The sequence below is a fragment of the Streptosporangium sp. NPDC020145 genome, assembly GCF_040631275.1.
Lineage (GTDB): Bacteria > Actinomycetota > Actinomycetes > Streptosporangiales > Streptosporangiaceae > Streptosporangium.
Genome location: NZ_JBEXZT010000007.1, coordinates 1 through 22,363 on the forward strand (window position 1 = coordinate 1; position 22,363 = coordinate 22,363).

19 protein-coding genes and 2 tRNA genes are annotated in these 22,363 nt (G+C 67.8%); 7 read left to right on the top strand and 14 right to left on the bottom strand.

Features of this window, described 5'->3' with window-relative positions:
* The first annotated feature begins 530 nt into the window (after positions 1-530).
* Positions 531-935, top strand: a complete 405-nt coding sequence (locus ABZ463_RS15150) for a hypothetical protein (RefSeq protein WP_352016211.1) — start codon at positions 531-533, stop codon at positions 933-935.
* A 278-nt stretch (positions 936-1,213) separates the two neighbouring features.
* On the opposite strand, the gene ABZ463_RS15155 is transcribed toward ABZ463_RS15150, so the two are convergent.
* From ABZ463_RS15155 to ABZ463_RS15185, 7 genes are all read right to left on the bottom strand, one after another.
* The gene (locus tag ABZ463_RS15155; RefSeq protein WP_362776423.1) at positions 1,214-1,633 is read right to left on the bottom strand and encodes a PH domain-containing protein; all 420 of its coding nucleotides are present in this window, start codon (positions 1,631-1,633) and stop codon (positions 1,214-1,216) included.
* A gap of 87 nt (positions 1,634-1,720) precedes the next feature.
* Positions 1,721-1,797: transfer RNA gene (locus ABZ463_RS15160), tRNA-Met, on the bottom strand.
* Positions 1,798-1,928: 131 nt separating this feature from the next.
* Positions 1,929-2,005, bottom strand: a tRNA-Met gene (locus tag ABZ463_RS15165).
* Positions 2,006-2,067: 62 nt separating this feature from the next.
* Positions 2,068-5,013 (bottom strand): UPF0182 family protein, encoded by a 2,946-nt coding sequence (locus ABZ463_RS15170; RefSeq protein WP_352016213.1) that lies wholly within the window; start codon positions 5,011-5,013, stop codon positions 2,068-2,070.
* A 230-nt stretch (positions 5,014-5,243) separates the two neighbouring features.
* Entirely contained in the window at positions 5,244-6,290 is a 1,047-nt protein-coding gene (locus tag ABZ463_RS15175) for a PDZ domain-containing protein (protein ID WP_352016214.1), read from the bottom strand.
* 79 nt (positions 6,291-6,369) lie between these two features.
* Positions 6,370-6,795, bottom strand: coding sequence for a molybdenum cofactor biosynthesis protein MoaE (locus ABZ463_RS15180; protein WP_352016215.1), 426 nt, complete (start codon positions 6,793-6,795; stop codon positions 6,370-6,372).
* Between the two features lie 109 nt (positions 6,796-6,904).
* On the bottom strand, positions 6,905-7,978 hold the full coding sequence (locus ABZ463_RS15185; protein ID WP_352016272.1) for an NAD-dependent epimerase/dehydratase family protein: 1,074 nt from the start codon (positions 7,976-7,978) through the stop codon (positions 6,905-6,907).
* Between the two features lie 130 nt (positions 7,979-8,108).
* Between ABZ463_RS15185 and ABZ463_RS15190 the strand changes: the two genes are divergently transcribed.
* The 3 genes from ABZ463_RS15190 to ABZ463_RS15200 all read left to right on the top strand — a co-directional run bounded on the left by ABZ463_RS15190 (position 8,109) and on the right by ABZ463_RS15200 (position 10,959).
* Positions 8,109-9,350, top strand: a complete 1,242-nt coding sequence (locus tag ABZ463_RS15190; protein WP_362776843.1) for a zinc-dependent metalloprotease — start codon at positions 8,109-8,111, stop codon at positions 9,348-9,350.
* Positions 9,347-9,892: an NUDIX domain-containing protein gene (locus ABZ463_RS15195; protein ID WP_352016217.1), complete on the top strand. Its 546-nt coding sequence runs from the start codon at positions 9,347-9,349 to the stop codon at positions 9,890-9,892. Before ABZ463_RS15190 ends, ABZ463_RS15195 begins: the two co-directional genes overlap by 4 nt.
* 71 nt (positions 9,893-9,963) lie before the next feature.
* Positions 9,964-10,959 (top strand): endonuclease/exonuclease/phosphatase family protein, encoded by a 996-nt coding sequence (locus ABZ463_RS15200; RefSeq protein ID WP_352016218.1) that lies wholly within the window; start codon positions 9,964-9,966, stop codon positions 10,957-10,959.
* Between the two features lie 11 nt (positions 10,960-10,970).
* Here ABZ463_RS15200 and ABZ463_RS15205 read toward each other — a convergent pair whose 3' ends face one another.
* The 3 genes from ABZ463_RS15205 to ABZ463_RS15215 all read right to left on the bottom strand — a co-directional run bounded on the left by ABZ463_RS15205 (position 10,971) and on the right by ABZ463_RS15215 (position 13,030).
* On the bottom strand, positions 10,971-11,594 hold the full coding sequence (locus tag ABZ463_RS15205; protein WP_362776427.1) for a hypothetical protein: 624 nt from the start codon (positions 11,592-11,594) through the stop codon (positions 10,971-10,973).
* A complete protein-coding gene (locus ABZ463_RS15210; RefSeq protein ID WP_352016220.1) occupies positions 11,591-12,103 on the bottom strand; it encodes a M48 family metallopeptidase in 513 nt (170 codons plus the stop codon). The genes ABZ463_RS15205 and ABZ463_RS15210 overlap by 4 nt, the downstream gene beginning before the upstream one ends.
* Before the next feature lie 141 nt (positions 12,104-12,244).
* The gene (locus ABZ463_RS15215) at positions 12,245-13,030 is read right to left on the bottom strand and encodes an enoyl-CoA hydratase/isomerase family protein (RefSeq protein WP_362776429.1); all 786 of its coding nucleotides are present in this window, start codon (positions 13,028-13,030) and stop codon (positions 12,245-12,247) included.
* A gap of 177 nt (positions 13,031-13,207) precedes the next feature.
* On the opposite strand from ABZ463_RS15215, the gene ABZ463_RS15220 reads away from it, so the two are divergent.
* Together ABZ463_RS15220 and ABZ463_RS15225 are read left to right on the top strand one after the other, a co-directional pair.
* A complete protein-coding gene (locus ABZ463_RS15220) occupies positions 13,208-14,311 on the top strand; it encodes a ThiF family adenylyltransferase (protein ID WP_362776431.1) in 1,104 nt (367 codons plus the stop codon).
* A gap of 61 nt (positions 14,312-14,372) precedes the next feature.
* Positions 14,373-15,710 carry an AarF/UbiB family protein gene (locus ABZ463_RS15225; protein WP_352016223.1) on the top strand — a complete coding sequence of 446 codons (1,338 nt, stop codon included), beginning with the start codon at positions 14,373-14,375 and terminating at the stop codon, positions 15,708-15,710.
* Positions 15,711-17,117: 1,407 nt separating this feature from the next.
* On the opposite strand, the gene ABZ463_RS15230 is transcribed toward ABZ463_RS15225, so the two are convergent.
* The 4 genes from ABZ463_RS15230 to ABZ463_RS15245 all read right to left on the bottom strand — a co-directional run bounded on the left by ABZ463_RS15230 (position 17,118) and on the right by ABZ463_RS15245 (position 20,951).
* Positions 17,118-17,387 carry a WhiB family transcriptional regulator gene (locus ABZ463_RS15230; RefSeq protein WP_184718892.1) on the bottom strand — a complete coding sequence of 90 codons (270 nt, stop codon included), beginning with the start codon at positions 17,385-17,387 and terminating at the stop codon, positions 17,118-17,120.
* Positions 17,388-17,513: 126 nt separating this feature from the next.
* Entirely contained in the window at positions 17,514-17,846 is a 333-nt protein-coding gene (locus ABZ463_RS15235) for a hypothetical protein (protein ID WP_352016224.1), read from the bottom strand.
* Between the two features lie 115 nt (positions 17,847-17,961).
* On the bottom strand, positions 17,962-18,837 hold the full coding sequence (gene tesB, locus ABZ463_RS15240) for an acyl-CoA thioesterase II (RefSeq protein ID WP_352016225.1): 876 nt from the start codon (positions 18,835-18,837) through the stop codon (positions 17,962-17,964).
* On the bottom strand, positions 18,834-20,951 hold the full coding sequence (locus ABZ463_RS15245) for an ATP-dependent DNA helicase UvrD2 (RefSeq protein WP_362776435.1): 2,118 nt from the start codon (positions 20,949-20,951) through the stop codon (positions 18,834-18,836). Before ABZ463_RS15245 ends, tesB begins: the two co-directional genes overlap by 4 nt.
* Before the next feature lie 178 nt (positions 20,952-21,129).
* On the opposite strand from ABZ463_RS15245, the gene ABZ463_RS15250 reads away from it, so the two are divergent.
* Positions 21,130-22,281 (top strand): alpha/beta hydrolase, encoded by a 1,152-nt coding sequence (locus ABZ463_RS15250; RefSeq protein WP_362776437.1) that lies wholly within the window; start codon positions 21,130-21,132, stop codon positions 22,279-22,281.
* Positions 22,282-22,363: the final 82 nt, after the last annotated feature.

Consider the following 22,363-nt stretch of genomic DNA (forward strand, 5'->3'; position numbering starts at 1 on the left):
TTAGCACACTGTTGAGTTCTCAAGAAACGGACGCGTTCACCGTCCGCCGCCACACCATCCGGTGCGACCACTTCAGGGGCACAAACTTCCGTGTTTCCATCCTATCATTTCCGGCCGGTCCGTGTCAACCCGCTGCCTTCGCAACCACTCGACACCAACCTGCCAGACCCGCTAGGATCTCGCTCACCCCGTCTCCGGAGCAACCCTTCCAACTTACTCTGACATTCGGCTTCTGTCCAATCGTCCGTGGACGATTCAGACAAACGACTGCCGGAGCAAGGAGGTGGGGTACCGAGCGGGTCGCTGTCTTCGAAGCTCTTTGGCCTCTGCGGCTCGCCGCTCTGCGAGAAGAACATTACCAGGCCCCACGGGTCCCAGAGACAACTTGCCAACCATCCCCAGCACCTGCGCGTCCCAAACGTTCGTAGGGAGTCGACCGCGCAAGCGCTTATCAAGCCGTTCGCAATCGCCCCCGGATACGAAGTTGGCACGAGGGTCAGGATTCTGACTCCACCGTGGAGGTGAGCACCATGACCCGTTCAGAGTTCGACGACATCCGCGCACACATCGATGCGGAAGCCGATCGCCCCGGTGATCTGCTCAGGGTCGCCAGGTCCCTTTTGAGTGATCTTGAGGACGCGCGGATGCGTGAGGCCATGCTCCGCGCCGAACATCTACGTCTTCTCACCGCAGCCCGTGCGACGGCCGCCGCGGAGGCGGCCGGGCGCGCGAACCCGCTTTCCTACATCACCGAGGAACTCGCCCGGCAGGGCCAGCTCCCCGCTACCGAGGTCGAGGTGGACCAGATCCTGCTGGACGTCCGTACCGCGACCACGCTGCTGACCCAGCTCGAACAGGCCCCCGCGCCGGTCACCACCGGAGGCGGGCCGCGCGTTCGCAGGTGTGCCGGCACAAGTCGCACTCTCCCCAGATGAGGCGTTCCGCGTCGTTGACCTGGGCTTGAACCAAGATCTGTAAGACTTCAGGCATGTGGCAGCGGGGGCTGGATTGGGGTGCGACGACCCTCGTAGGGGTCTTCGGCGTCCTGTGGGTTGGCGTGGTGGTGTTCGCAGCGGCCGAAAGACCGATGTGGACGAGTCTCGGACAGTGTGTCTTTGGGGCCTTCCTCATCGGCTGGTCGCTGCACAAGACGTTCCTGCTGCTTCGCCTTCGCCCCCGACACAAAGCGCGGCACCGTAGGGTCAGGGCCTGACTAGAAGCCGGTTCTGAACACTCGCAGTTCATCCGCCACTTCCCGGCACGGGATTCCAAGGTCGAACCTGCTGAGGAGGAAGATCTCCTCTCCTGTGTCGATCTCCAGGAGTTCCGTGCGGGAAGTGAAGCGCGTCCGGGTGTCCACACGAATCCGTTCGACCGCACTCCACGGCACTCTCTGGGCGCCGGAGAAGCCTCGCGCCACGATGAGTCCCTCGCCGTCCGCGCTGAGCCGCACCGGGGCCAGGAGGTCACGTAGGGCGAGGGTGGCGGCCACCAGGGCTGCGGCGCCCGCCAGGATCGTCCCGCGTGGGTCGTCCAGATTCAGTACGGCCAGCACCGCGAACGCGAGCGCCGCAACGACCTTGACGATGAGCAGTTCTCTACGCACTCTCCAGCGCAGGATCGGTCCTGACATGTCAGCCACACCTGCACGCTAACCGCTGGGTGTCCTGTCTGGAACAAAGTGAAAGGCCCTGATCTCTGAGAGATCAGGGCCTTCCCTTGGTAGCGGGGACAGGATTTGAACCTGCGACCTCTGGGTTATGAGCCCAGCGAGCTACCGAGCTGCTCCACCCCGCGTCGGTATGTCTCAACACTATCGGCCTCCACCGCCAAGAGCAAATCGATACGAGGCCGGGGCAATCGATTCCTTTGAAGCATGGGATGAAACGGAAGAAGGCCCTGATCTCTGAGAGATCAGGGCCTTCCCTTGGTAGCGGGGACAGGATTTGAACCTGCGACCTCTGGGTTATGAGCCCAGCGAGCTACCGAGCTGCTCCACCCCGCGTCGGCGTGCTTTCACACTACCCGGCTTTGGCGATGAATGCGAACTCAATAGCCGCGGTGCCCCTAGGAACTCGGCGAGGGAGACGGTGTCGGTGTGGTCGAAGGGGTGGCTGACGGAGTCGCCGAAGGGGTTGCCGTCCCCGAGGGAGACGAGCTCGGCGTCGGCGACGGGGTCGCGGCAGGGGCTGTGGAGGCCGAGGCGTTCTTCACCTTCTCCAGGGCCTCCTTCAGCGCCTTCTGAGCCTCGCCGTAGGCCGTCCAGTTCGGCGGCTTGGCCTCCAGGGCACGCTGGGCGTCGTCATAGGCCTTCTGGGCCTCTCCGATGGCCTGGCTCAGCACGGTGTTCGACTGGGCGGGGACATCGGGTCTGGTCTCCGGCTTGTTCTGCTGAGCGCTGTTGCCGAAGACCTGTTCGAGCGCACCCTGGAGGGTCTCGGCGAAGCCGACCTTGTCTCCGAAGGAGACCAGGACCCGACGGAGAATCGGGTAGGGCTCCTGTCCTGAGGAGGCCGCCGTCTCCACGTAGACGGGCTCGATGTACACCAGGCCCCCGGCGAACGGCAGGGTGAGCAGGTTGCCGTAGCGGACCTTCGCCCCACCGATGCCCAGAAGGTTGAGCTCACCGGAGAACTTGTTCTGGAAGTTGTTCTGTACCTGACCGGGGCCGGGAATCGTGGTGTTCGACGGCATCCGCAGGATGCGCAGCCTGCCGTAGTCGTCACCCGGTGTCGCGTCGACCGCCATGAAGGCGGCCAGGTTCGGCCCCTGGCGTGGCACGAACGTGGTGGTCAGCGAGAAGGTGGGTTCCTGGGTGTCGGGCATCTTGACCGACAGGTAGTACGGCGGCTGCTTGATGTCGTGTCCACCGGAGGACGGGTCGTTCGGGACGTTCCAGAAGTCCTGGCCGCTGTAGAAGGCGTCCGGGTCCTGGATGTGATAGCGGGAAAGCACGTCACGCTGGACCTTGAAGAGCGCCTCCGGGTAGCGCAGGTGCTGCTTGAGGGACTCCGACATCTCGCTCTTCGGCTTGATGATCCCCGGGAAGGCGTTGCGCCAGGTCTGCAGGATCGGGTCCTTCTCGTCCCAGGCGTACAGCGTGACCGTGCCGTCGTAGGCGTCGACCGTGGCCTTGACGGCGTTGCGCATGTAGTTGATGTTGTCGCGCGGCTGCTGCACCACCTGGCGTGGGTCGGTGACCGTGTCACGGGTCATCGACTCCAGGCTCCTGCTGTCGGAGTAGGGGTAGGAGTTGGAGGTGGTGTAGGCGTCGGCGATCCAGACCACCCTGCCGTCGATGACGGCCGGGTAGGGGTTGTCGTCGAGACTCAGGAACGGCGCGACCTTGGCGATGCGGTCCTGCGGGTTGCGCTCGTAGAGGATCCTGGACTTGGCGTTGACGTCTCCCGAGAGCAGCAGGTTCGTCTCGCCGTACTTGGCCGCGTAGAGCAGGCGGTTGAAGAACGAGCCGACGGGGACGCCGCCCTTGCCGGTGTAGGTGGTGTTCTGCTGACCGGTTCCACTGCTCTCCGGATAGTCGAGCTCCTGGCCGACCTTCCTGTCACCGCCGACGATGACGTACTCGGGGGCGGCCGGGGACTCTCCGAAGTAGATCCGCGACTCCTTCAGGCCGATGCGGTCGGCCAGAGAGCCGGTGACCGGCATGTCCTTGGCGTCGAAGTCGGGCAGACCCTGGGAGTCGACCTTGTTGCCGGGCGCGGCCACGAAGCCGTAGCCGTGGGTGTAGACGAGATGCCGGTTGATCCAGTTGTCCTGCTCCCTCGGCGGCCCGGTGAGCTCGCGCACCGCGACGACGGTGTCGCGCGGCTTGCCCGTCTCGTCGGGGTAGCGGTCGACGTCGAGCGGGTCGTGGAAGTCGTAGAAGCCTCGGATGCGCTGCTTCTGCTGGTAGGTCTTGGCGACCAGGTTGGGGTCGAGCAGCCGTACACCGGAGATGGAGCTGTCGGTGGTGACGTTGACCTTGGAGGCGTCGCCCTGGGCGGCGTACTCGATGACCTCGGTCTTGTCGATCCCGTAGGCCTTTCTGGTGGCCTCGATGTTGCGCTTGATGTACGGCTGCTCACGGTCCTGCTGGTTCGGCCGGACCTGGAACTGCTCCACGAGAGCCGGGTAGACCCCGCCGACCAGGATGGCCGACAGGACCAGCAGGCCGAAGGCCACACCGGGCAGCATGCCGCCGGGCCGTACGATGCCGGCGAAGAACAGGATCGCGCAGATGAGGGCGATGATCGCCAGGATGGTCTTGGCGGGCAGCACCGCGTTGACGTCGGTGTAGGAGGCACCGTAGGCGAAGCCACGGTCGGAGAAGACCAGGCCGTATCCGTCGATCCAGTAGGCGACGGCCTTCAGCAGCACGAACACGCCGAGCAGCACCGACAGGTGCACCCTGGCCGCGCGGGAGGCGTGCACGCCGGGCGACTGCAGTCTGAAGCCCCCGTACAGGTAGTGCACGATCGCCGCCATGACGGCCGACAGGATGACCGCGGTGAACAGGAAGTTCAGCACCATCCTGATGAAGGGGTAGGTGAACATGAAGAACGACAGGTCGATACCGAACTGCGCGTCCTTCTCACCGAACGGGGTCGCGTTGAAGAACTCCAGCCACGTCTTCCACTGCCCCGCGAGCGATGATCCCGAGAACAGGGCCAGCACTCCGGCGCCGATCAGGAAGATCAGTTTGCGGTGCGGGTCGAGGGCCATCCGGTAGCGGTCGGCGCCGCTCGCGCCGCCGAACGTTCCGGGGCCGAACATGGGTCTGGCGCGGTAGGCCAGCAGCATGTTGCCGCCCACGAGGCCGACCATGAGCACGGCGCCCACGAAGAAGAGCAGGATCTGTGTGACGACCACACCGGAGAAGACCGCTGTGTAGTCGACCGAGTCGTACCACAGGTAGTCGGTGTATATACCTGCGAAGAGGAAGAACAGCGCGACGATCACGACGATCGCTATCGCGACAGGAAGCAGCAGTCGTGGCCGGCGGGGCAAGCGCATCGCCCTACCGGCTCCGGGGGTCCGGAAGCTCAAGGCCAACCCCTTGTCGTAAAAGAGCACGGTCCGTGTCTGGAAACCTACACCGGTGGGGGTACGGCCGTGCTAAGCCGCTCTGGCAGGGTCCGGCCACATCCCCTGCAGGTTCCAGGGTTCAACGGGTCAACGCGTGAGACCTCGGATGAGTGCCCCGACGCCGTTCTCGGGGCCCGAGACCGTACGCAGGGGCGCTCTCAGCTCGCCGAGCAGGTCGGTATGGAGCCGGTTCCCGTGCGGATCGCGTCGATCGCCTTCACCGCGTCGTGCAGCGTGCTCACCTTGTAGAGCCGCATCCCGTCGGGGACCGACTTGACCGCCTCCGCGCAGTTGTCCGCGGGCGTGAGGAAGACCGTCGCCCCCGACCTTCTGGCGCCGACCATCTTCTGCGAGATGCCGCCGATCGGGCCGACCTTGCCCTCCGGAGTGATCGTCCCGGTCCCGGCGATCGACTTGCCGCCGGTCAGCGGACCGGGGGTGAGCTTGTCGACGATGCCGAGGGAGAACATCATGCCCGCGCTCGGACCGCCGACGTCACCGACGTTGATCTTCACCTTGAAGGGGAACTTGTAGCTGATCCGCATGGTGATGCCCACGATCGGCGTGCCGTCCTTGGCCGCCACGGTCGGGACGGCCACGGTGAGGCTGCGGTCGCCGCGGTTGACGGTGAAGGTGACCGTCTCGCCCGCCTTGTGCCTGCGGACGATGCCGGAGACGCTCTCCCTGTCCGTCGCGGGGACGCCGTCGACGGAGACGATCTCGTCGCCGGTCTGGAAGTGCCCGTCCGCGGGCAGGCCCTTCTGGGTCGAGGCCACGGTGACGACCGAGGTGTAGGGGATCTTCAGTTCGGTCAGCGCCGCCGCGGTCGCGTCGTCCTGGGAGTTGGTCATCTCCTGGAAGTTCTGCTGCTCGACCTCCTCGGCCGTGCTGGTCGGCGGGAAGATCGTCTCCTCGGGCACGACGGCGACCGTGGGGTCGATCCACCCCCTGAGCGCCCTGAACAGGTCGATCCTGTTGCCCGGGCCGCCCTGGTAGGCGACGGTCACCAGGCTCAGCTTCCCGTCTGTCGGGTAGGTCTCCCGGCCCTCGATGCTGATCACCGGCTTGCCCTTGACGTCACCGATGGTGTTCTCCGTGGGCCCCGGACTCAGCACGACGTACGGCACGGGCAGCAGGGCGCCGACAACGCCGAGCAGAAGCGTGAGGAAGCCTGCCACCATCAATGTCAGCGCTCGTCGGGACATGGGAGGAAGCCTATTCCGTGTGACCGGGCAGAAGGCCGCACCCCCGCGCCGTCACCTTCCAGATTGTAAGGATCGCTCCTCAGCCGCAGCTTCCGACCCATTCGGTCGAGCCGTCGGCGAAGGCCTGGTTCTTCCAGATGGGAACCTCGGCCTTGAGGTCGTCGATCAGGCGCCGGGAGGCCTCGAACGCCTCGCTCCTGTGGGGAGCAGCGACCGCGACGATGACGGCGATGTCGCCCAGGTCGAGGTCACCGACCCGGTGCACGGCGGCCAGCGCGGTGATCGGGAAGTCGGCCACGATCTTCTCCGCGACCCGGCGCAGCTCCTCCTGCGCACTGGGGTGCGCGGAGTAGGACAGGCGGGTCACGGACTTGCCGTGGTCGTGGTCACGCACGGTGCCCACGAAGATCGCCGTGCCGCCCGCGGCGTGGTCGCCGATCGCGGAGAACACCTCGTCCACCGAGAGCGGTGTGTCGCGGATGCCGAGCAGGCGGATGACATTCACGGCTCAAAGGCTACCCGGCGGGCGGGAAGCTTCCCCGCTTCGGGCACGGGAGGCACGGCCGGGACGGCGACGGCCGGGGGCGTGCTCGGGACACGCCCCCGGGAGGGCTTCAGACTCGCCGCTTCTTGCGGGCGGCGCGGACGATCGCCGCCGTGCCGAGGACCGCGACGGTCGCACCGGCCGCGGTGAGCGTGGCCTCCTTGCCGGACAGCCGGCGACCGACCACCGCGTGCCTGCCCTCGCGGAGTTCGAGCAGCTGTGTGAGGGCCGCTTCGTTACTCCAGGCCGGTTTCCACCCGGCGTCGCGGAGTCCGGCGCAGTCGACGACCCAGGGATAGACCACGTAGTGCAGGTCGGTCGCGGGAGCCGGGGTGATACCGAGGCGGTGCAGGCGCTGGGCCGTACCGAACGTCAGTCCTGCGGGCAGTTCGAACCTGCGCAGACCGGAGAGCTCCTCCACCTGCTCCTGTTCGAGCCAGCCCTCACTGCCGACCGCCACGACGCCGGAGACGGAGCCGAGCGCGGCCAGCTCAAGGGCCGAGATCAGGTCGTCCACGTGGCAGAACTGCCAGCGGGGGCTGCAGCCCTTGACGCTGAGCAGCCTGGGGGCCTCGAAGTGGCGGGTGACCACGCTGTCGACGCCTGGGCCGACGACGGCCGCCGGGCGCAGCACGGTCACCTCAAGGCCGGGGTGGCTGCGCAGTGATCTCCTGACCAGCGCCTCGATCTCCAGATGGTCGCCGACGATGCCGGTGTCCGGCTCGGCCGCGACCGCGGAGTCCTCTGGCAGTGGGACGGGGTTGTCCTGGGCGGCGCCGTACACCATGGCGCTGGTGACCAGCACGACGCGGCGCACCCGGGCGGCGGCCGAGGCGGTGAGCACCGTCTGTGCCGCGCGCAGGTTGTAGGCGCGCCGCTCGGCCGGGTCGGCGTCGAGCGCGTAGTCGCCCGCCAGATGGACGAGCACGTCGATGTCGGAGACCCGGTTCGCCAAGAGCGGATCTCTGACGTCGAGCACCCTCCAGGTGACGTCGGGTACGTCGCCGCGCTGCTCGTCGATGGCCACGACTCTGCGGAAATCCGCAGACGAGGCGACCTTCGAGAGGAAGGCACGGCCGATCCCCGAGGCCGCGCCGGTTACGGCGACGACCGGGAGCCGGGGGCGTTTCGAGGTAGGCACCAGGTCCTCACTTTGCACTGACCCACCATGCGACGGATAACGTGGCGGTTGTGGACTCCTCCATCCTGCACGAGGTAGAGCGGTGACTGACTTGCCAGGTCGGGAAAACGACCCCAACGAGAATCCGTTCGCCATGTTCGGCGACCCGGAGCAGATCGCGGCGGCCATGCGTCAGTTCGCCGACATGCTGTCCGCCCCGCAGAGCTCCGGTCCCGTCAACTGGGACATGGCGAAGAATATCGCCCGGCACGTCGTGGCCGCCGAAGGCGATCCGAGTGTCATGGAAGGCGAGCGGCGCCAGATCGTGGACGCGCTCAACCTCGCCGACCTGTGGCTGAACGAGGCGACCACGCTGCCCAGCGGGGTGAACAACCCGCAGGCGTGGAGCCGGTCCGAGTGGATCGAGAAGACCGTCCCGGTGTGGCGGCAGCTGTGTGATCCGGTCGCCGCCCGCATGGTCGAGACCATGAGCGGCACGCTCGGCGCGACGGGTCTGCCCGCCGAGGCTCAGGCGATGGCCGTGCCGCTGATGGGCATGATGAAGCAGATGGGCAGCATGCTGGTCGGCCAGCAGATCGGCCAGGCCCTCGGCTCTCTGGCCCGTGAGGTCGTCGGCTCCACCGACATCGGCCTTCCGCTGTCGGAGAACGCCGCCCTGCTGCCCGGCGGCATCGCCGCGTTCGGTCAGGGGCTTGAGACTCCCGTCGAGGAGATCCGGATCTATCTGGCGCTGCGCGAGGCCGCGCACCACCGGCTGTTCCAGCACGTGCCGTGGCTGCGGGTGCACCTGTTCGGCGCGGTCGAGGAGTACGCCAGGGGCATCACGGTCGACGTGTCCGCGCTGGAGGAGCAGTTGCGCGGCCTCGACGTCAACAACCCCGAGCAGCTCCAGCAGGTGCTGAGCGGCGGCAACCTGCTCAAGCCCGAGGAGACCGAGCGGCAGAAGGCCGCCCTGGCGCGCCTTGAGACCATGCTCGCGCTGGTCGAGGGCTGGGTCGGCACGGTCGTCGACGGTGCCGCCGAAGGCAAACTGCCCTCCTCGGCCGCCCTGGCCGAGACCGTACGGCGTCGCAGGGCGACCGGCGGTCCCGCTGAGCAGACCTTCGCCACGCTCGTCGGCCTGGAGCTGCGTCCGCGCCGTCTGCGTGAGGCGGCCGCCCTGTGGCAGGCCATCGAGCGCGACCGGGGCATCGACGGGCGGGACGCGGTGTGGAGCCATCCCGACCTGATGCCGACCGCGGATGATCTGGACAATCCCGAGGGTTTCGTCAGGGGTGAGCCCGAGCTGGACCTGTCCTCCCTTGAGGCGTCGCTCGGCGAGGCCCCGAAGGAGCCGGAGAAGGGGAACGACGACCCCCAGGACGGCGCCGCGTGAGCCTGCACGCGCACGCGCAGGAGGTTCTCGCGGCCTGGAAGGCGCCCACGGCCGATGAGGAGAGCCTGCGCAGGGAGTTCCTCGATCATGTGCGGGCCCATGAGGACGCGATGTGGCGGGAGTGCGTACCCGGCCATCTGACGGCCACGACCGCGGTGATCTCCCACGACGGCGAGCGGGTGTTGCTGACGCTGCACCCCAAGGCCGGGATGTGGCTGCCCATGGGCGGGCACTGTGAGCGCGGGGACGTCTCACTCGACGGCGTCGCGCTGCGGGAGGCGACCGAGGAGTCGGGCATCGCCGGTCTGCGCCTGCTTCCCGGTCCGCTCGCCCTCGACCGCCACAAGGTCTGGTGTCACCCCCCGCACAGCCACCATCTCGACGTGGAGTACGGCGCGGTCGCCCCCGCCGACGTGGAGGCCGTGATCAGCGAAGAGTCCCTCGACCTGCGGTGGTTTCCGATCGAGGAGATCCCCGAGCTCTCCGACGAGGCGACCCGTAGGCTCGCCAGGCGTGCCCGTGAGGTGATGCGCCAGATCTGAACCGGTTTATGTTCGGCTCACACGACCATCGATAATGTCGTCACATTGGGTGACCGATGAATCGAGGCGTAGTGAGCACGGACACAGCCGGTGGCGCGATTCTGACTCCGGTACGACGACGACGTTCGCCCCGGATTCCCAGCGCTCTGGTCTGGGCGGCGCTCACTCCTTTCGCGGCCTGGGCTGCGGCCAGGGTCACCGGTCTCGAACGTGGCTCACTCACCGCTCAGCTGATGACGGCCACGCCGTACGCGGCGGCCGGGTCGCTGTTACCTCTGTTCCTGGCCGCGGCGACCCGCCGCCGTGCCGCCACGGCTGTGGCGTTGGTCACCACGGCGGCGCTCGGGCTCAGTGTCCTGCCCCGCGCGTTCGCCTCGGCGCAGCCTCCCTCCGGAGCGCCGTTGCGGGTGCTCACACTCAACATGTTGTTCGGTCACGCCGATCCGGGCGCGGTGATGGACCTGGTCAGACGGCTGCGGCCGGACGTGCTGAGCGCTCAGGAGCTGACGCCGGGGATGGTCGAGGAGCTCGACGCGGCCGGGCTGAAGGACGTCATGTCGCACCGCGTGCTGCAGACGGCCTGGAGCGCCAGCGGCAGCGGCCTCTTCTCCCGCTATCCGCTGGCCCCGCTGGAGAACCTGTTCCAGCCCATCGGGCACAACATGCCGGCCGCGGTGCTCAGCGTCCCGGGGGTGGGGAACATCGAGTTCGTCGACGTGCACACCTTCCCGCCGCTGGGCAGCCAGGTGCACGAGTGGAGCGCGGCGTTCGCCGCGTTCCCCGACGCCTCCCCGGATCGGCTGCGGATCTTCGCCGGTGACTTCAACGCCAGCCTCGACCACGCCGCGATGCGCCGTTTCGTCAGCCGGGGCTACGCCGACTCGGCTGATCGGACCGGTCAGGGGCTGGTTCCGACCTGGCCGGTCAACAGCAGGATTCCGCCGGTCATCACCATCGACCATGTCGTGGTCGACCAGCGGATCGGGGTGCGGGAGGTGAGCATCCACACCGTCCCCGGCACCGATCACAGGGCGGTCTTCGCCGACCTCAGCCTGCCTTCGATCTGAGCCCGGTCTTCTCAGACCGACAGCAGTGCCCGGGTGTTGTCCCAGCCCTCAAGGCCGGGATCGAGCCTGTGGACGTCGGCGGGAGCGCGCAGACGGTGCCAGCCGGGGCCGGTCGCGACCCGCCAGGAGGCGGGGGCCAGCGCGCGCAGGGTCCTGACCGGCTCGGGGTCGTCGAAGCCGATCTCGGCCCAGTCGGGCCACGGTGACCGTGTGGCGATCGCGACGGCCCCGCCCTCGACGGCCGGGCAGACGGCCAGTCCCGCGCTGCCGAGCGCGCGGAAGAGCTTGCCGATCAGCAGCGGCGGCAGGTCAGGGGCGTCCCCGCTCAGCAGAACCGCCTGGCCCGCGTACGGCGCGGCGGCCGAGACCACCTCGAACGCGGCCCTGACCAGGGGTGCTCCGGAAAGCTCGGGGATCTCAAGGACCGGGGTGCCCGGCCAGACGACCTCTTCCATCCCGGGCACGCTCGTCACGAGGACCGGGGTGACGAAGTCGAGGGTGCTGACGAGTTCGTAGGTGTCCTCGACGACGGCCGTCAGGAAGCTCCCGGGGTCGATCCCCGGTGGTGCCCCGGCCGACATCGACGATGTGACGACGACCGCGACCAGGCGGTCCTCCGTACGCTCTGAGGTCAACACTCCTCCGCGACGCCCGCCGCCATGGAGAACCCCTCAAGGAAGCCGCGTGCCCGTTCGGCCTTGGGGTAGTGGTCGACCAGCGCCCAGAAACGAGGTCCGTGGCTGGGCACGAGCAGGTGGACCAGCTCATGCATGATCACGTAGTCGACCACCCACGACGGCATGCCCCGGAGCCGTGTGGAGATCCTGATGGTGCCGTGATCCGGCGTGCACGAGCCCCAGCGGTGCTGCTGGTTGTCGACCCAGCGCACGCTCGACGGTCTTGCCCGCCCGTCGAGATAACGTGCCGAGAGCTCGCTCGCCCGCTCGAAGAGGTCGTCGTCGGAGGGGCGTCTTCGCTGCTCCTTGGCCGCCAGCCGGTCGAGCATCCGGCGCACCCATTGCTCCTCGTCGGTACTGCTCAGCCCGGCGGGGAGCAGCACGATCGTTTTCTCGCCGTCGCGGTACGCGGATACGGTCCGCCGACGACGAGAACTTCGACGGACCTCGACTGTCTCGGGGGGCACATATGAACGGTAGCCGAGAATCACGAATTCACACCAGAGGGCCGAACACGTTCTGGCTGGTCAATCCCTGTTCGTCGATTGTTCAGCAAGACCGATCGGTTATGGCTGGAGCCCGTGGAATTAACCGGACCGCCGATCCCCTCAGGAGCCGCCGAATCTCGGGGACCGTCGTTCCCGCTGCGCCGCCAACCCTTCGAGCAGGTCGTCGGAGGCCATGGTGACGGGTTGGGCGAGAGACTCCCAGCGCAACGCGGCGTCGAGGTCCGCGTGCCCACCGCCCGCAAGGGCCACCTTGGTGAGCCGGGTGGCGACGGGGGCGTTCGCCGCGGTCCTCGAAGCGATCTCCAGCACCTGCGTCATCAGCGTCTCTCGGGGAAACGCCCTGGTCACCAGCCCCGATGCCGCCGCCTCCGCGCCCAGCATGGTGCGGCCGGTGAGCAGCATCTCCCTGGCGACCCCGACCCCGGCGACCCTGGGCAACAGGTAGGTGGCCGCCATTCCCGGGTGCAGGCCGAGCGAGGTGAAGGGGACCAGTAGCTTGGCCTCCTCCGCCGCGTAGACCAGGTCACAGGCAAGGGCCAGGCACAGCCCGGCTCCGACGGCGGCGCCGTTGACCGCAGCGATGGTCGGCACCTCCAGGTCCGCCACGGACAGCCAGGTCCGATAGAAGCCCAGCATCCTGTCACGCAGGACGGGCACGCTCTCCGCTCCTCGGTCGGCGAGCCAGGACAGGTCTCCTCCCGAGCAGAACGCGCTGCCCTCCCCGGTGACGACCACGCATCGCACATCCTTGTCGCGACGCAGGTCGGAGACCGCCAGCCGCCACTGTTCCGTCATGCCGTCCGTCATCGAGTTACGCCGGTCGGGGCGGTTCAGGGTGAGCACCACGACGCCGTCGTCGCGCCTGTCGATCAAGAGCTCGTCCATGGCGGGAGCGTAGTACACCGGAAGTTATCCACAGGCGGCGGGAAACGTCTCCGCGATCTTTTGAGGGCGTGGCACTCTGACTGCCCCGGGACCACCGGGTGACCGGAAACTCACGCTCCGCGTCCACCCGGGGTCCTCCCCTTCTGGCCTTCGGGCTCCCTGAGGAGAGGCGGTCACATGAGACCACGTCTGAAGCCCGTTCTGCGTCGGGTCGCGCGCGACGAGCACACCCTGCAGTTCGGTCTGCGCCCCAGTCACGCGGTGGTGCTGACCGACCTGGAACCCGAGGTTCGCCGCTGGGTCGAGAGCCTCGACGGCGTGCGCGACGTCGAAGGGGTGCTCGCCGGGGCGGACGAGGCAGGGCTCGGCAGGGAGAACGGCCGCGCCCTGCTCGACCTGCTGATCGACCAGGGGGTGGTCGACGACGCGGCGGCGCCACCCGGTCCGCTACGTCTGCTCACCCTCGCCGAGCGAGACCTGCTCCAGCCCGATCTGGAGGCGCTCTCCCTCACCCCCGGCACGACGGACGGCGGCCTTGCCGTGCTGGAACGCAGGCGGGACGTCCAGGTGCGGGTGTACGGCGCGGGTCGTGTCGGCGCGCAGATCGCCGCCCTCCTCGCCGCCTCCGGGGTAGGCGGCCTGTGCGTTGTCGACTCCGGTACGGCCCGCGGCCGGGACGTCACACCGGGCGGCCTGACCTGGACGCAGGTGGGCAGAAGCAGGCAGGAGGGCGCGGTCGAGCTGGTGAAGCGGCTCGCACCCTCCATCACCGCGTGGACCGGTGATCGGGCCGCCCGGCTGGCCGACGGTGCCAGGGCACCTGACCTGGTGGTGCTCTCACCGGTCGACCCCCTCGACGACCTGCTGATCGACGAGCTCATGTCCCGACGGATCCCCCACCTGCTCGTGACCGCCTACGAGGACCTGGGGTCCATCGGTCCTCTGGTGCTGCCTGGACAGAGCACCTGTCTACGGTGTCTAGATTTGACGCGACGCGATCGTGACCCGGGATGGCCGGTCGTCAGTGCTCGTCCTGGCGGCTTGCCCGCGGGGGAGATCGGGTGTGGCGTGGTCATGTCGTCTCTTGTCGCGGCGGTGGCGACTGGGCACGCGCTCGCTTTCCTCGACGGGGAGGAGTCCGCTGTGACCAACGGCACAACGGATGTATTGCCTGACTGGCGATGGAAACGGCGATCCTGGAGTATTCATCCTCGATGTCGTTGCTTCCGAAACGAGTTGGGTTCGCCAACAATGGTCGCGTCGGCTGCTGACCGCGGCTGACAGACACCACACCGAAGGGAGGGAGCGGTGTCTCACCACGGGGGAAACGCCGCGAGCCAAGGTGAGTGACCTTCCGCGCCGCGCTGTCGCGCGATCCGCCAAGCTGGCGGCCCTGCCGATCGGATTCGCCGGCCGTACCGCCCTCGGACTGGGGAAGCGGATCGGGGGCAAGTCCGCGGAGATCGTCGCCCAGGAGATACAGGAACGCACCGCCGAGCAGATCTTCAAGGTTCTGGGAGAACTCAAGGGCGGGGCGATGAAACTCGGCCAGGCTCTGTCCATCTTCGAGGCGGCACTTCCCGCCGAGGTCGTCGGCCCCTACCGGGCGACCCTCACCAAACTCCAGGACGCCGCGCCACCGCTACCCGCCGCGACGGTGCACAAGGTGCTCGTCGAGCAGTTGGGTGACGACTGGCGGGAGAACTTCCAGTCGTTCGAGGACCGTCCGACCGCCGCCGCGTCGATCGGGCAGGTGCACAAGGCCGTTTGGCACGACGGCAGAACGGTCGCCGTCAAGGTTCAGTATCCCGGCGCGGGCAAGGCACTGCTGTCCGACTTCAATCAGATCGCCAGGCTCGGCAAGCTCTTCGGGGTGCTGCTTCCCGGGCTCGACATCAAGTCCGTCCTCAGTGAGCTACGCGAGCGGATCGCCGAAGAGCTCGACTACCTGCGGGAGGCAGAGGCTCAGCACGCCTTCGCCCTGGAGTTCAAGGACGACCCCGACTTCCTGATTCCGGATGTCGTGGCGGCCAACGAGCAGGTTCTCGTCTCCGAGTGGGTCGAGGGTGTCCCGCTGTCACGGATCATCAGCGACGGCACCAAGCAGGAACGTGACCGTGCCGGTCTCCAACTGGTCCGATTCCTGTTCTGCTCGCCCGCGCGGGTCGGCATGCTCCACGCCGATCCACATCCGGGAAACTTCCGTGTCGTCGAGGACGGGCGGCTGTGCGTGCTCGACTTCGGCGCGGTCAACCGGCTGCCCGACGGCTACCCCCCGGCCTTCGGAAAGCTCACCCGGATCTTCAACAACGGCGACATGGAGACCGTGATTCAGGGGCTGCGCGACGAAGGGTTCATCCTTCCCCACATCGAGGTGGACGCCGAGGCGCTGCGAGCCTTCCTCGCCCCCTATGTCGAGCCGACCGCGGTCGAGGAGTTCACCTTCAGCCGCGAGTGGCTGCGGGAGCAGGCCGCCACGGTGACGGACCTGCGTCCGGGAAACGTGGCACGCCAGCTCAACCTGCCGGTGTCGTACGTCCTCATCCACCGTGTGCACGCGGCGGGGCTGGGCGTGCTCTGCCAGCTCGGTGCCACGGCCCGCTTCCGCGAGGAGGTGATCCGCTGGGTTCCCGGTTTCGTCGAGGAGGACCCCGAAGAGCAGGCGATCGCCGCGAGCTGACAGCTCTCCCCTATTCCGAGTCCGCTTCGTTCTGAAGCAGATCCCCATTCGTTCCGAGATCCGTTTCGAAGCCGCACGTCATCCACGATGCCATGACCTCCGCGACGCTCCGAGACCCATGGAGCCCAACTGATCCCGGTAGCTCCTGACCGGTCTCGGCTGTCCTGGTGCTCTTTGTCTTCCTTGCGTCTCAGCGCCGTTCCTGTTGGTCGTTCTTCTCCTCATCTGCGCCTTGGGGGATTGGCCGTACGGCCCGGGGGCGACATGGCCCGTTCAAGACAGAATCGCCTGGCCAGGGGCGGTTTGACCGTACCTCTGGAAGGGTTCGGCGTGCTCTGGAGAGTACGGCTGCACGAAAAGGGAAACGCATCCGAAAGGGCCGATCATCCAGAAGATCGGCACATATGAAAAGGCCGCATATTCGAAAGGTCACACTTCTCGGAAGTGTCGGCCGCCTGTGGGATATCACAGGTTCGAAAGGACCGTGTATCCGAAAGATCTGCGCTTCCAGAAAGGCCTCCACTCAAGGGGACCACGTGTTTGGGGGAATCACGCGCTCGGGGGTCACACGTTTGGGAGAAACACACGTTCGGGGAAGCCACATGCTCGGGGTCACATGTTTGGAGCGCGTGTTGGGGCGCGTGTTCGGAGAGGCCACACGTCCAGGAGAGTCACCTGTTCGAGAGCGTCGCGCGTTTTCGGGGCCTCGGTCGGGGTCCCTGCTGGGGGAGAGCATGCGAAAGGGGTGACCCGGGGAAGGAGTCACCCCTTGGAAGTGGTTCTTGCCTGGAAGTGGCGCTCAGCCGGCGGCCCGTTCCCGGCCCGAATTTCTGGGCCTGGAATGCCTGGACCCTGAACGTTCGGGCCCGACTACTCGTCGCTGTTCACCACTGCTCGTCGCTGTTCGCGACTGTGTTGCCGTTGATCGTCGCCGCTTGCTGTTGACCAACGGCGAGCGGCGACGCGCGGCGTGGATCCGTGCCGCGCGTCGCTTACCAGAGCCGAACTGAGCGGTGTTCACCGGCATTCATCGCCGTTGGCCACCGGCGAGCGCCGCTTACCGGCGTTCATCACCGTTGACCGGCGCTCATCGCCGGCGAGCGCCGTTGATCAATGGTGATCAACGGCGATCGACGGTGGCCGGTGGCGATCAGACGAGGCGCAGGAGTACGTGCCGCAGCCGGGCCGAGGCGCGTTCCGCGTTCCGGCGGGCGCGCCTCAGGCGCAGTATGCCTGTCACGATGCGCTGCTCCTCCGCCTCCCGGTGAAGGGTTCGTATTCGGTCCCTCACCAGTTCTTCTTGCATAGGCAGCATGTCGAAACCGGCGGTGGCGCTGTTGGGGTAGGTCATCGGAAGTGGTCCTTTCGGGACATACGGTCTTTTTGGTTGATCAGGTTCCGCGCCGGTCAGGCGGCGACGGGGGTCTTGCGGGGACGACCACGCGGGCGCTTCCTCGGGACGATGGCGCCCCTCAGGATGAGCTCGCCGCCCCAGACACCCCACGGCTCCTCGCGCTCAAGCGCGCGGGCCAGGCAGGCCTGCTGGATCGGGCAGCCTCCGCAGAGTGCCTTGGCGAACTCCACGTCCTCCGGAGACTCCGCGAACCAGAGGTCGGGGTCGGTACGACAGGGGATTGCGGCTTCGTCGATCAGGTCCATGATCGTCTGGGCCCCCATCTGCTTCACCTCTCAGTTAGGTGTTGGTCTTCGATTACCTCTAGGTGGGGGGACAGGAACAACGCGGACAAACAAGAAGGCCGCGAATCCTGGGTGCGGATCCGCGGCCTGAAGGCTCTTCTTCGGTCAGGTTATGACCGGAGGTTGCCTCCAGGAATACGGACCACGCCGTCCACCATTGCCGGTGTGCTTGGTCAGTGCGTAGCTGCCGCCCTCAGGAGCCAGAACGGCGCCTGCGCCTGCCGCCTTAAAGGCGGCCGGAGTGGCCGGTCGGCTGCCGAGAACTTGGGTACGGACAGTCGTGTCCTGCCGGAGCTGGGCCTCCCGCTGGACCTGGATCTCCTGTCGGAGTCTGGCCGCGGCACCATCGGCGAGGATGGCGCACGTGCCGAACGACAGGGTCATGGCAGGGGTCATGAAGGTAAGCCCAGACTGGGACGGCATCAGAATGTTCTTCACAGCGGACTCACCTCCATTCGTGGATCGTCGGACAGGAGCGTCCGACTTGCTTGAGCATGACCCTAAACCCCGGCGACAGGGAGGGGCAACATATTTTCTACCTGCAGTTTTACCACTAACTCACACGGATCATGGCTTCCTGGACCACCGACACGGCCAGTTCCCCGGACCGGGTGAACATCTCCCCCTTCGCCAGGCCTCGGGCGGAGCTCGACCAGGGCGACTCCTGGGCGTACAGCATCCACTCGTCGACGCGGAAGGGGCGGTGGAACCACATGGCGTGGTCCAGCGAGGCTCCGGAGACGTTGGGGGTTCCCCAGGCCTGGCCGTGGGCCAGCAGCACGGTGTCCACCAGGGTGAAGTCCGAGGTGTAGGCGGCCAGCACCACGTGCAGCAGCGGGTCGTCGGGCAGCTCCGACTCGTAGCGGAACCAGACGTTCGTCGTGGAACGGCTCAGCGAGGGGTCCCGCAGGGCCTCCCAGGTAAGAGGTGTGGCGTAGCGGGCGTCGAGCGGACGCGGCCTGGCCAGCAGCTCCCGCCAGGGGGAGTCCTCGGGCATGTCCGCCAGGGCCTGCCGCATCCGCTCCGGGAAGGGCGCCAGTTCCTCGGGGCCGGGCACCTCGGGCATCGTCGTCGCCTGGTGCGCGAGGCCCGGCTCGTCGATGTGGAAGGAGGCCGACATGGTGAATATCGCCTTGCCGTGCTGGATGGCCACGACTCTGCGGGTGGTGAAGGAACGGCCGTCCCGGACGCGTTCCACGTTGTAGACGATCGGCACCGCCGGGTCGCCCGGCCTGATGAAGTAGGCGTGCAGCGAGTGGACGTGACGCTCCGGGGGGACGGTCCTGCCCGCCGCGACCAGCGCCTGGGCGGCGACCTGGCCGCCGAAGACCCGTTGGACGTCCTCGGCGGGGCTGCGTCCCCGGAAGATGTCCAACTCGATCTGCTCCAGGTCCAGCAGGTCGAGCAACTCCTTGAGAGCCTGGTTCACACGTCCTCCGTCCGGTCTGCGGCGGCACGGCAGAGAGCCAGCACCGCCTCGCCGTACCGGTCCATTTTGACGCGTCCTATCCCGGTTATAGAGAGCAGGTCCCTTTCTGTGGCCGGGGCTCGCTCCGCGATGGCCTGGAGGGTGACGTCGGTGAAGACCACGTAGACCGGAACCTTGGCCTCCTTGGCGGCCGAGGCGCGCCAGGCCTTGAGGCTCTCCAGCAGGGCCTCGTCGTAGTCGGCCGGGCAGGTGGCGCACCTGCCGAGCTTCTGCTCGGGGGCCGCGGCGAGGGTCCTGCCGCAGACACGGCAGTTGATCGGCGCGGCCACCTCGCGACGCCCGGCGGACCTTCTTGAAGCCGAACCCTGGGACGCCCCTCCGGACACGAACGCGGCGAAGGCCGACGTCGCACGGCCGGACCCTCCGGAACGTCCTGTGAGGCCGTCGAGGAAGCGGGAGGGCCTCCTGGAGCGGTGCCCGCCGGGTGAGCGGGCCAACGCCCACGACAGCGCCAGGTGCTCTCTGGCCCGGGTGACGCCGACGTACAGCAGGCGGCGCTCCTCCTCGATCTGCTCCGGTGTCTTGGCGTAGACGATGGGCATCATGCCCTCGGTCATACCGACCAGGAAGACGGCGTCCCATTCGAGGCCCTTGGCGGCGTGCAGGGAGGCCAGTGTCACGCCGTCGACCGGCGGCGCGTGCTGTTCGCCCGCCCTGCGCTCCAGCTCCGCCACGAAGGCGGTCAGGTCGGCGCCCTCGGCCGCCATGTCCTCGGCGAGGTCAGCGAGGGCCCTGAGCGACTCCCACTTCTCCCGGGCCCCTCCTCCGCCCGGCGGCACGGGGGTCAGGCCGATTCCGGCGAGGATGTCGTTGACGGTCGGGGCCAGTTCGTCGTCCCGCGCGGCCGAGCGGGCGGCGCCGCGCAGCAGGACGACGGCGTGGCGCACCTCCGGGCGTTCGAAGAAGCGGTCGGCCCCGCGCAGCAGGTAGGGCACGCCGACCGTGGTGAGGGCCTGCTCGTAGGCCTCCGACTGGGCGTTGACCCGGAAGAGCACGGCGATCTCGCGGGACGGGACACCGCCGTCGACGAGGGCGCGGATCGCGCGTGCCACCCCCGCGGCCTCGGCCTGCTCGTCGTCGTACTCGGTGAAGCCGGGTTCCGGACCGTCGGGGCGCTGGGCGACCAGCGTGAGCCGGTGCGGGCTCTTCGACCGGTCGATCAGCCTGTTGGCCAGGGAGACGACCTGGGGGGTCGAGCGGTAGTCACGGACCAGCTTGATCACGGCCGCCTCCGGATGCTCGACGGAGAAGCCGGTCAGATATCTGGGGGTCGCGCCGGTGAAGGAGTAGATCGTCTGGTTGGGGTCGCCGACCACGCACAGGTCGTCGCGTCCGCCGAGCCAGGTGTCGAGCAGGAGTTTCTGCAGCGGGTTGACGTCCTGGTACTCGTCGACGACGAAGTAGCGGTACTGCTGGCGGATCTGTGCCGCCACCTCACGGTGCTCGGTCATCACGGCGGCGGTGAGTTCGAGGATGGTCTCGAAGTCGACCAGGTGCCGTTCGCGGCGGAGCCGTTCGTAGGCGTCGAAGAGCCGGAAGACCTCCTCCGCGGGCACCGGCGGCGTACGGCCCGCCTTTCGCGCGGCCTCGGCGTAGTCCTCGGGGCCGATCTGGGTGGCCTTGGCCCACTCGATCTCGCCCGCGACGTCGCGCAGTTCGGCCCGGTCCGGGGCCCTTCTGACGAGTCGGAAGGCGTTGGCCAGCAGCGGCAGCTTCGACTCGATCACCTTGGGCGGGTCTCCGCCGATGACGCGCGGCCAGAAGTAGGTGAGCTGGCGCAGCGCGGCGGCGTGGAAGGTGCGGGCCTGCACCCCCGGGGCGCCGAGCGCGCGCAGCCGCTGCCTGAGCTCACCGGCGGCGCGTGTGGTGAATGTCACGGCCAGCACGCTCTGGGCGTCGACCACTCCGCTGCGCACCGCGTGGGCGACGCGGTGGGTGATCGCCCGGGTCTTGCCGGTCCCCGCTCCGGCGAGCACACAGACCGGTCCGCGTACCGCCTCGGCCACCGCCCGCTGTTCCGGATCCAGTCCCGCCAGGACGTCGTCTGTGACCACGGGGACTCCTTACACGGGTTGTACAGGCCAGCTGTGAACATCCTGGCAGTCGGTGGCCAAGCTCCGCCCATTCTGGCAACATGCCGCCGTCAACCTACGTCGTTCCAGAAGATGCGTAAAAAGGGCAGTTCCTCCACAATGAGGGGGGATTTTGGGGTCCGAGGGAAGGAAGAAACCTGTGAGAACCGCGGCGACCGTGAGCGCTCTCGCCCTGGCGGCGTTGGTGATCGGCCCCGTGGCGCTACAGACGTCCTCCGCGGCGCACGCCTCCCCCGCCACGCTGGCGCACTACGGCGGCGCGTCCATCACCGCCTCGAAGGCGACCACCACGCGCAAGGCCAGGACGAAGCACTCCACCAAGGCGAAGCACTCCGCCAGGAAGGCCGATCCGAGCCCCGAGCCGTCCACGACCACCTCGGCGTCGGCCACCGCGACCTCGACCGCCAAGCCGACGCCCAGCCCGACGGCGAAACCGTCCGCCGGCGCGACCGCCAAGCCGAAGAAGCCGTCGGCCACCGCGACCCCGAGGGTCGCCTCGACCGACAACCCGCTGCTCGACGGCACCTTCATCAACACCGTCGCGTACGGCCCGCACCCCCGTCAGCGGATGGACGTCTGGCACCAGACCGACGGTCTCAAGCGGCCCGGTGTCTTCCTGATCCACGGCGGCTGGTGGTCGAGCGGCGACAAGAAGTACATGACCGCGATCACCACCAGCTACGCCGAGCAGGGTTACACGGTCTTCAACATCAACTACCGCCTGTCCGGCGACGCGGCCTGGCCCGCGCAGCGCACCGACGCGCTGGACGCCATCGCCACCGCCCGCAGGCACGCCGCCCTGTGGTCCTTCGACCCCAACAACTACGTGGTCGTCGGCTTCTCCGCGGGAGGGCACCTGGCCTCCGCCGTCGGCACCTACGGGGACGGGCTGCCCGGCCTGCGCGGGGTCGTCGGCATCTCACCGGTGACCTCGCCGATGCTGGCCTACGAGGACGGCGCGACCGACGTCTTCGACCTGAACAAGCGCAAGCTGCGTGAGTCGGCCATCCAGCTCGCCGGAGGCTGCGAACCCGTCAAGTGCCCGAAGATCTGGGCCAGCATGGAGGTCCCGAGGCACGCCAGCAAGGGCGACGTGCCGGAGCTGGCCGTACATTCCCAGGACGAGTTCGTGCCCGCCGAGCACAGTCTGCGGCTCAAGGAGCGGCTCAAGGCCGTCGGTGTGAGCATGACGGTGCTGACCGAGCCGGGAAGCGAGCACAGCACGCCGATGTACCGGCTTCCCGGGGTCGCCGAGACGGTCCAGGACTGGATCGCGGGCAAGCTCCTCTGACCTACGGAAATCCGGGCGACGGGAAGATGAACGGCTCTCACTTTGTTGCCACTGAGCGCTGAACATCTCACGAGGGGAAATC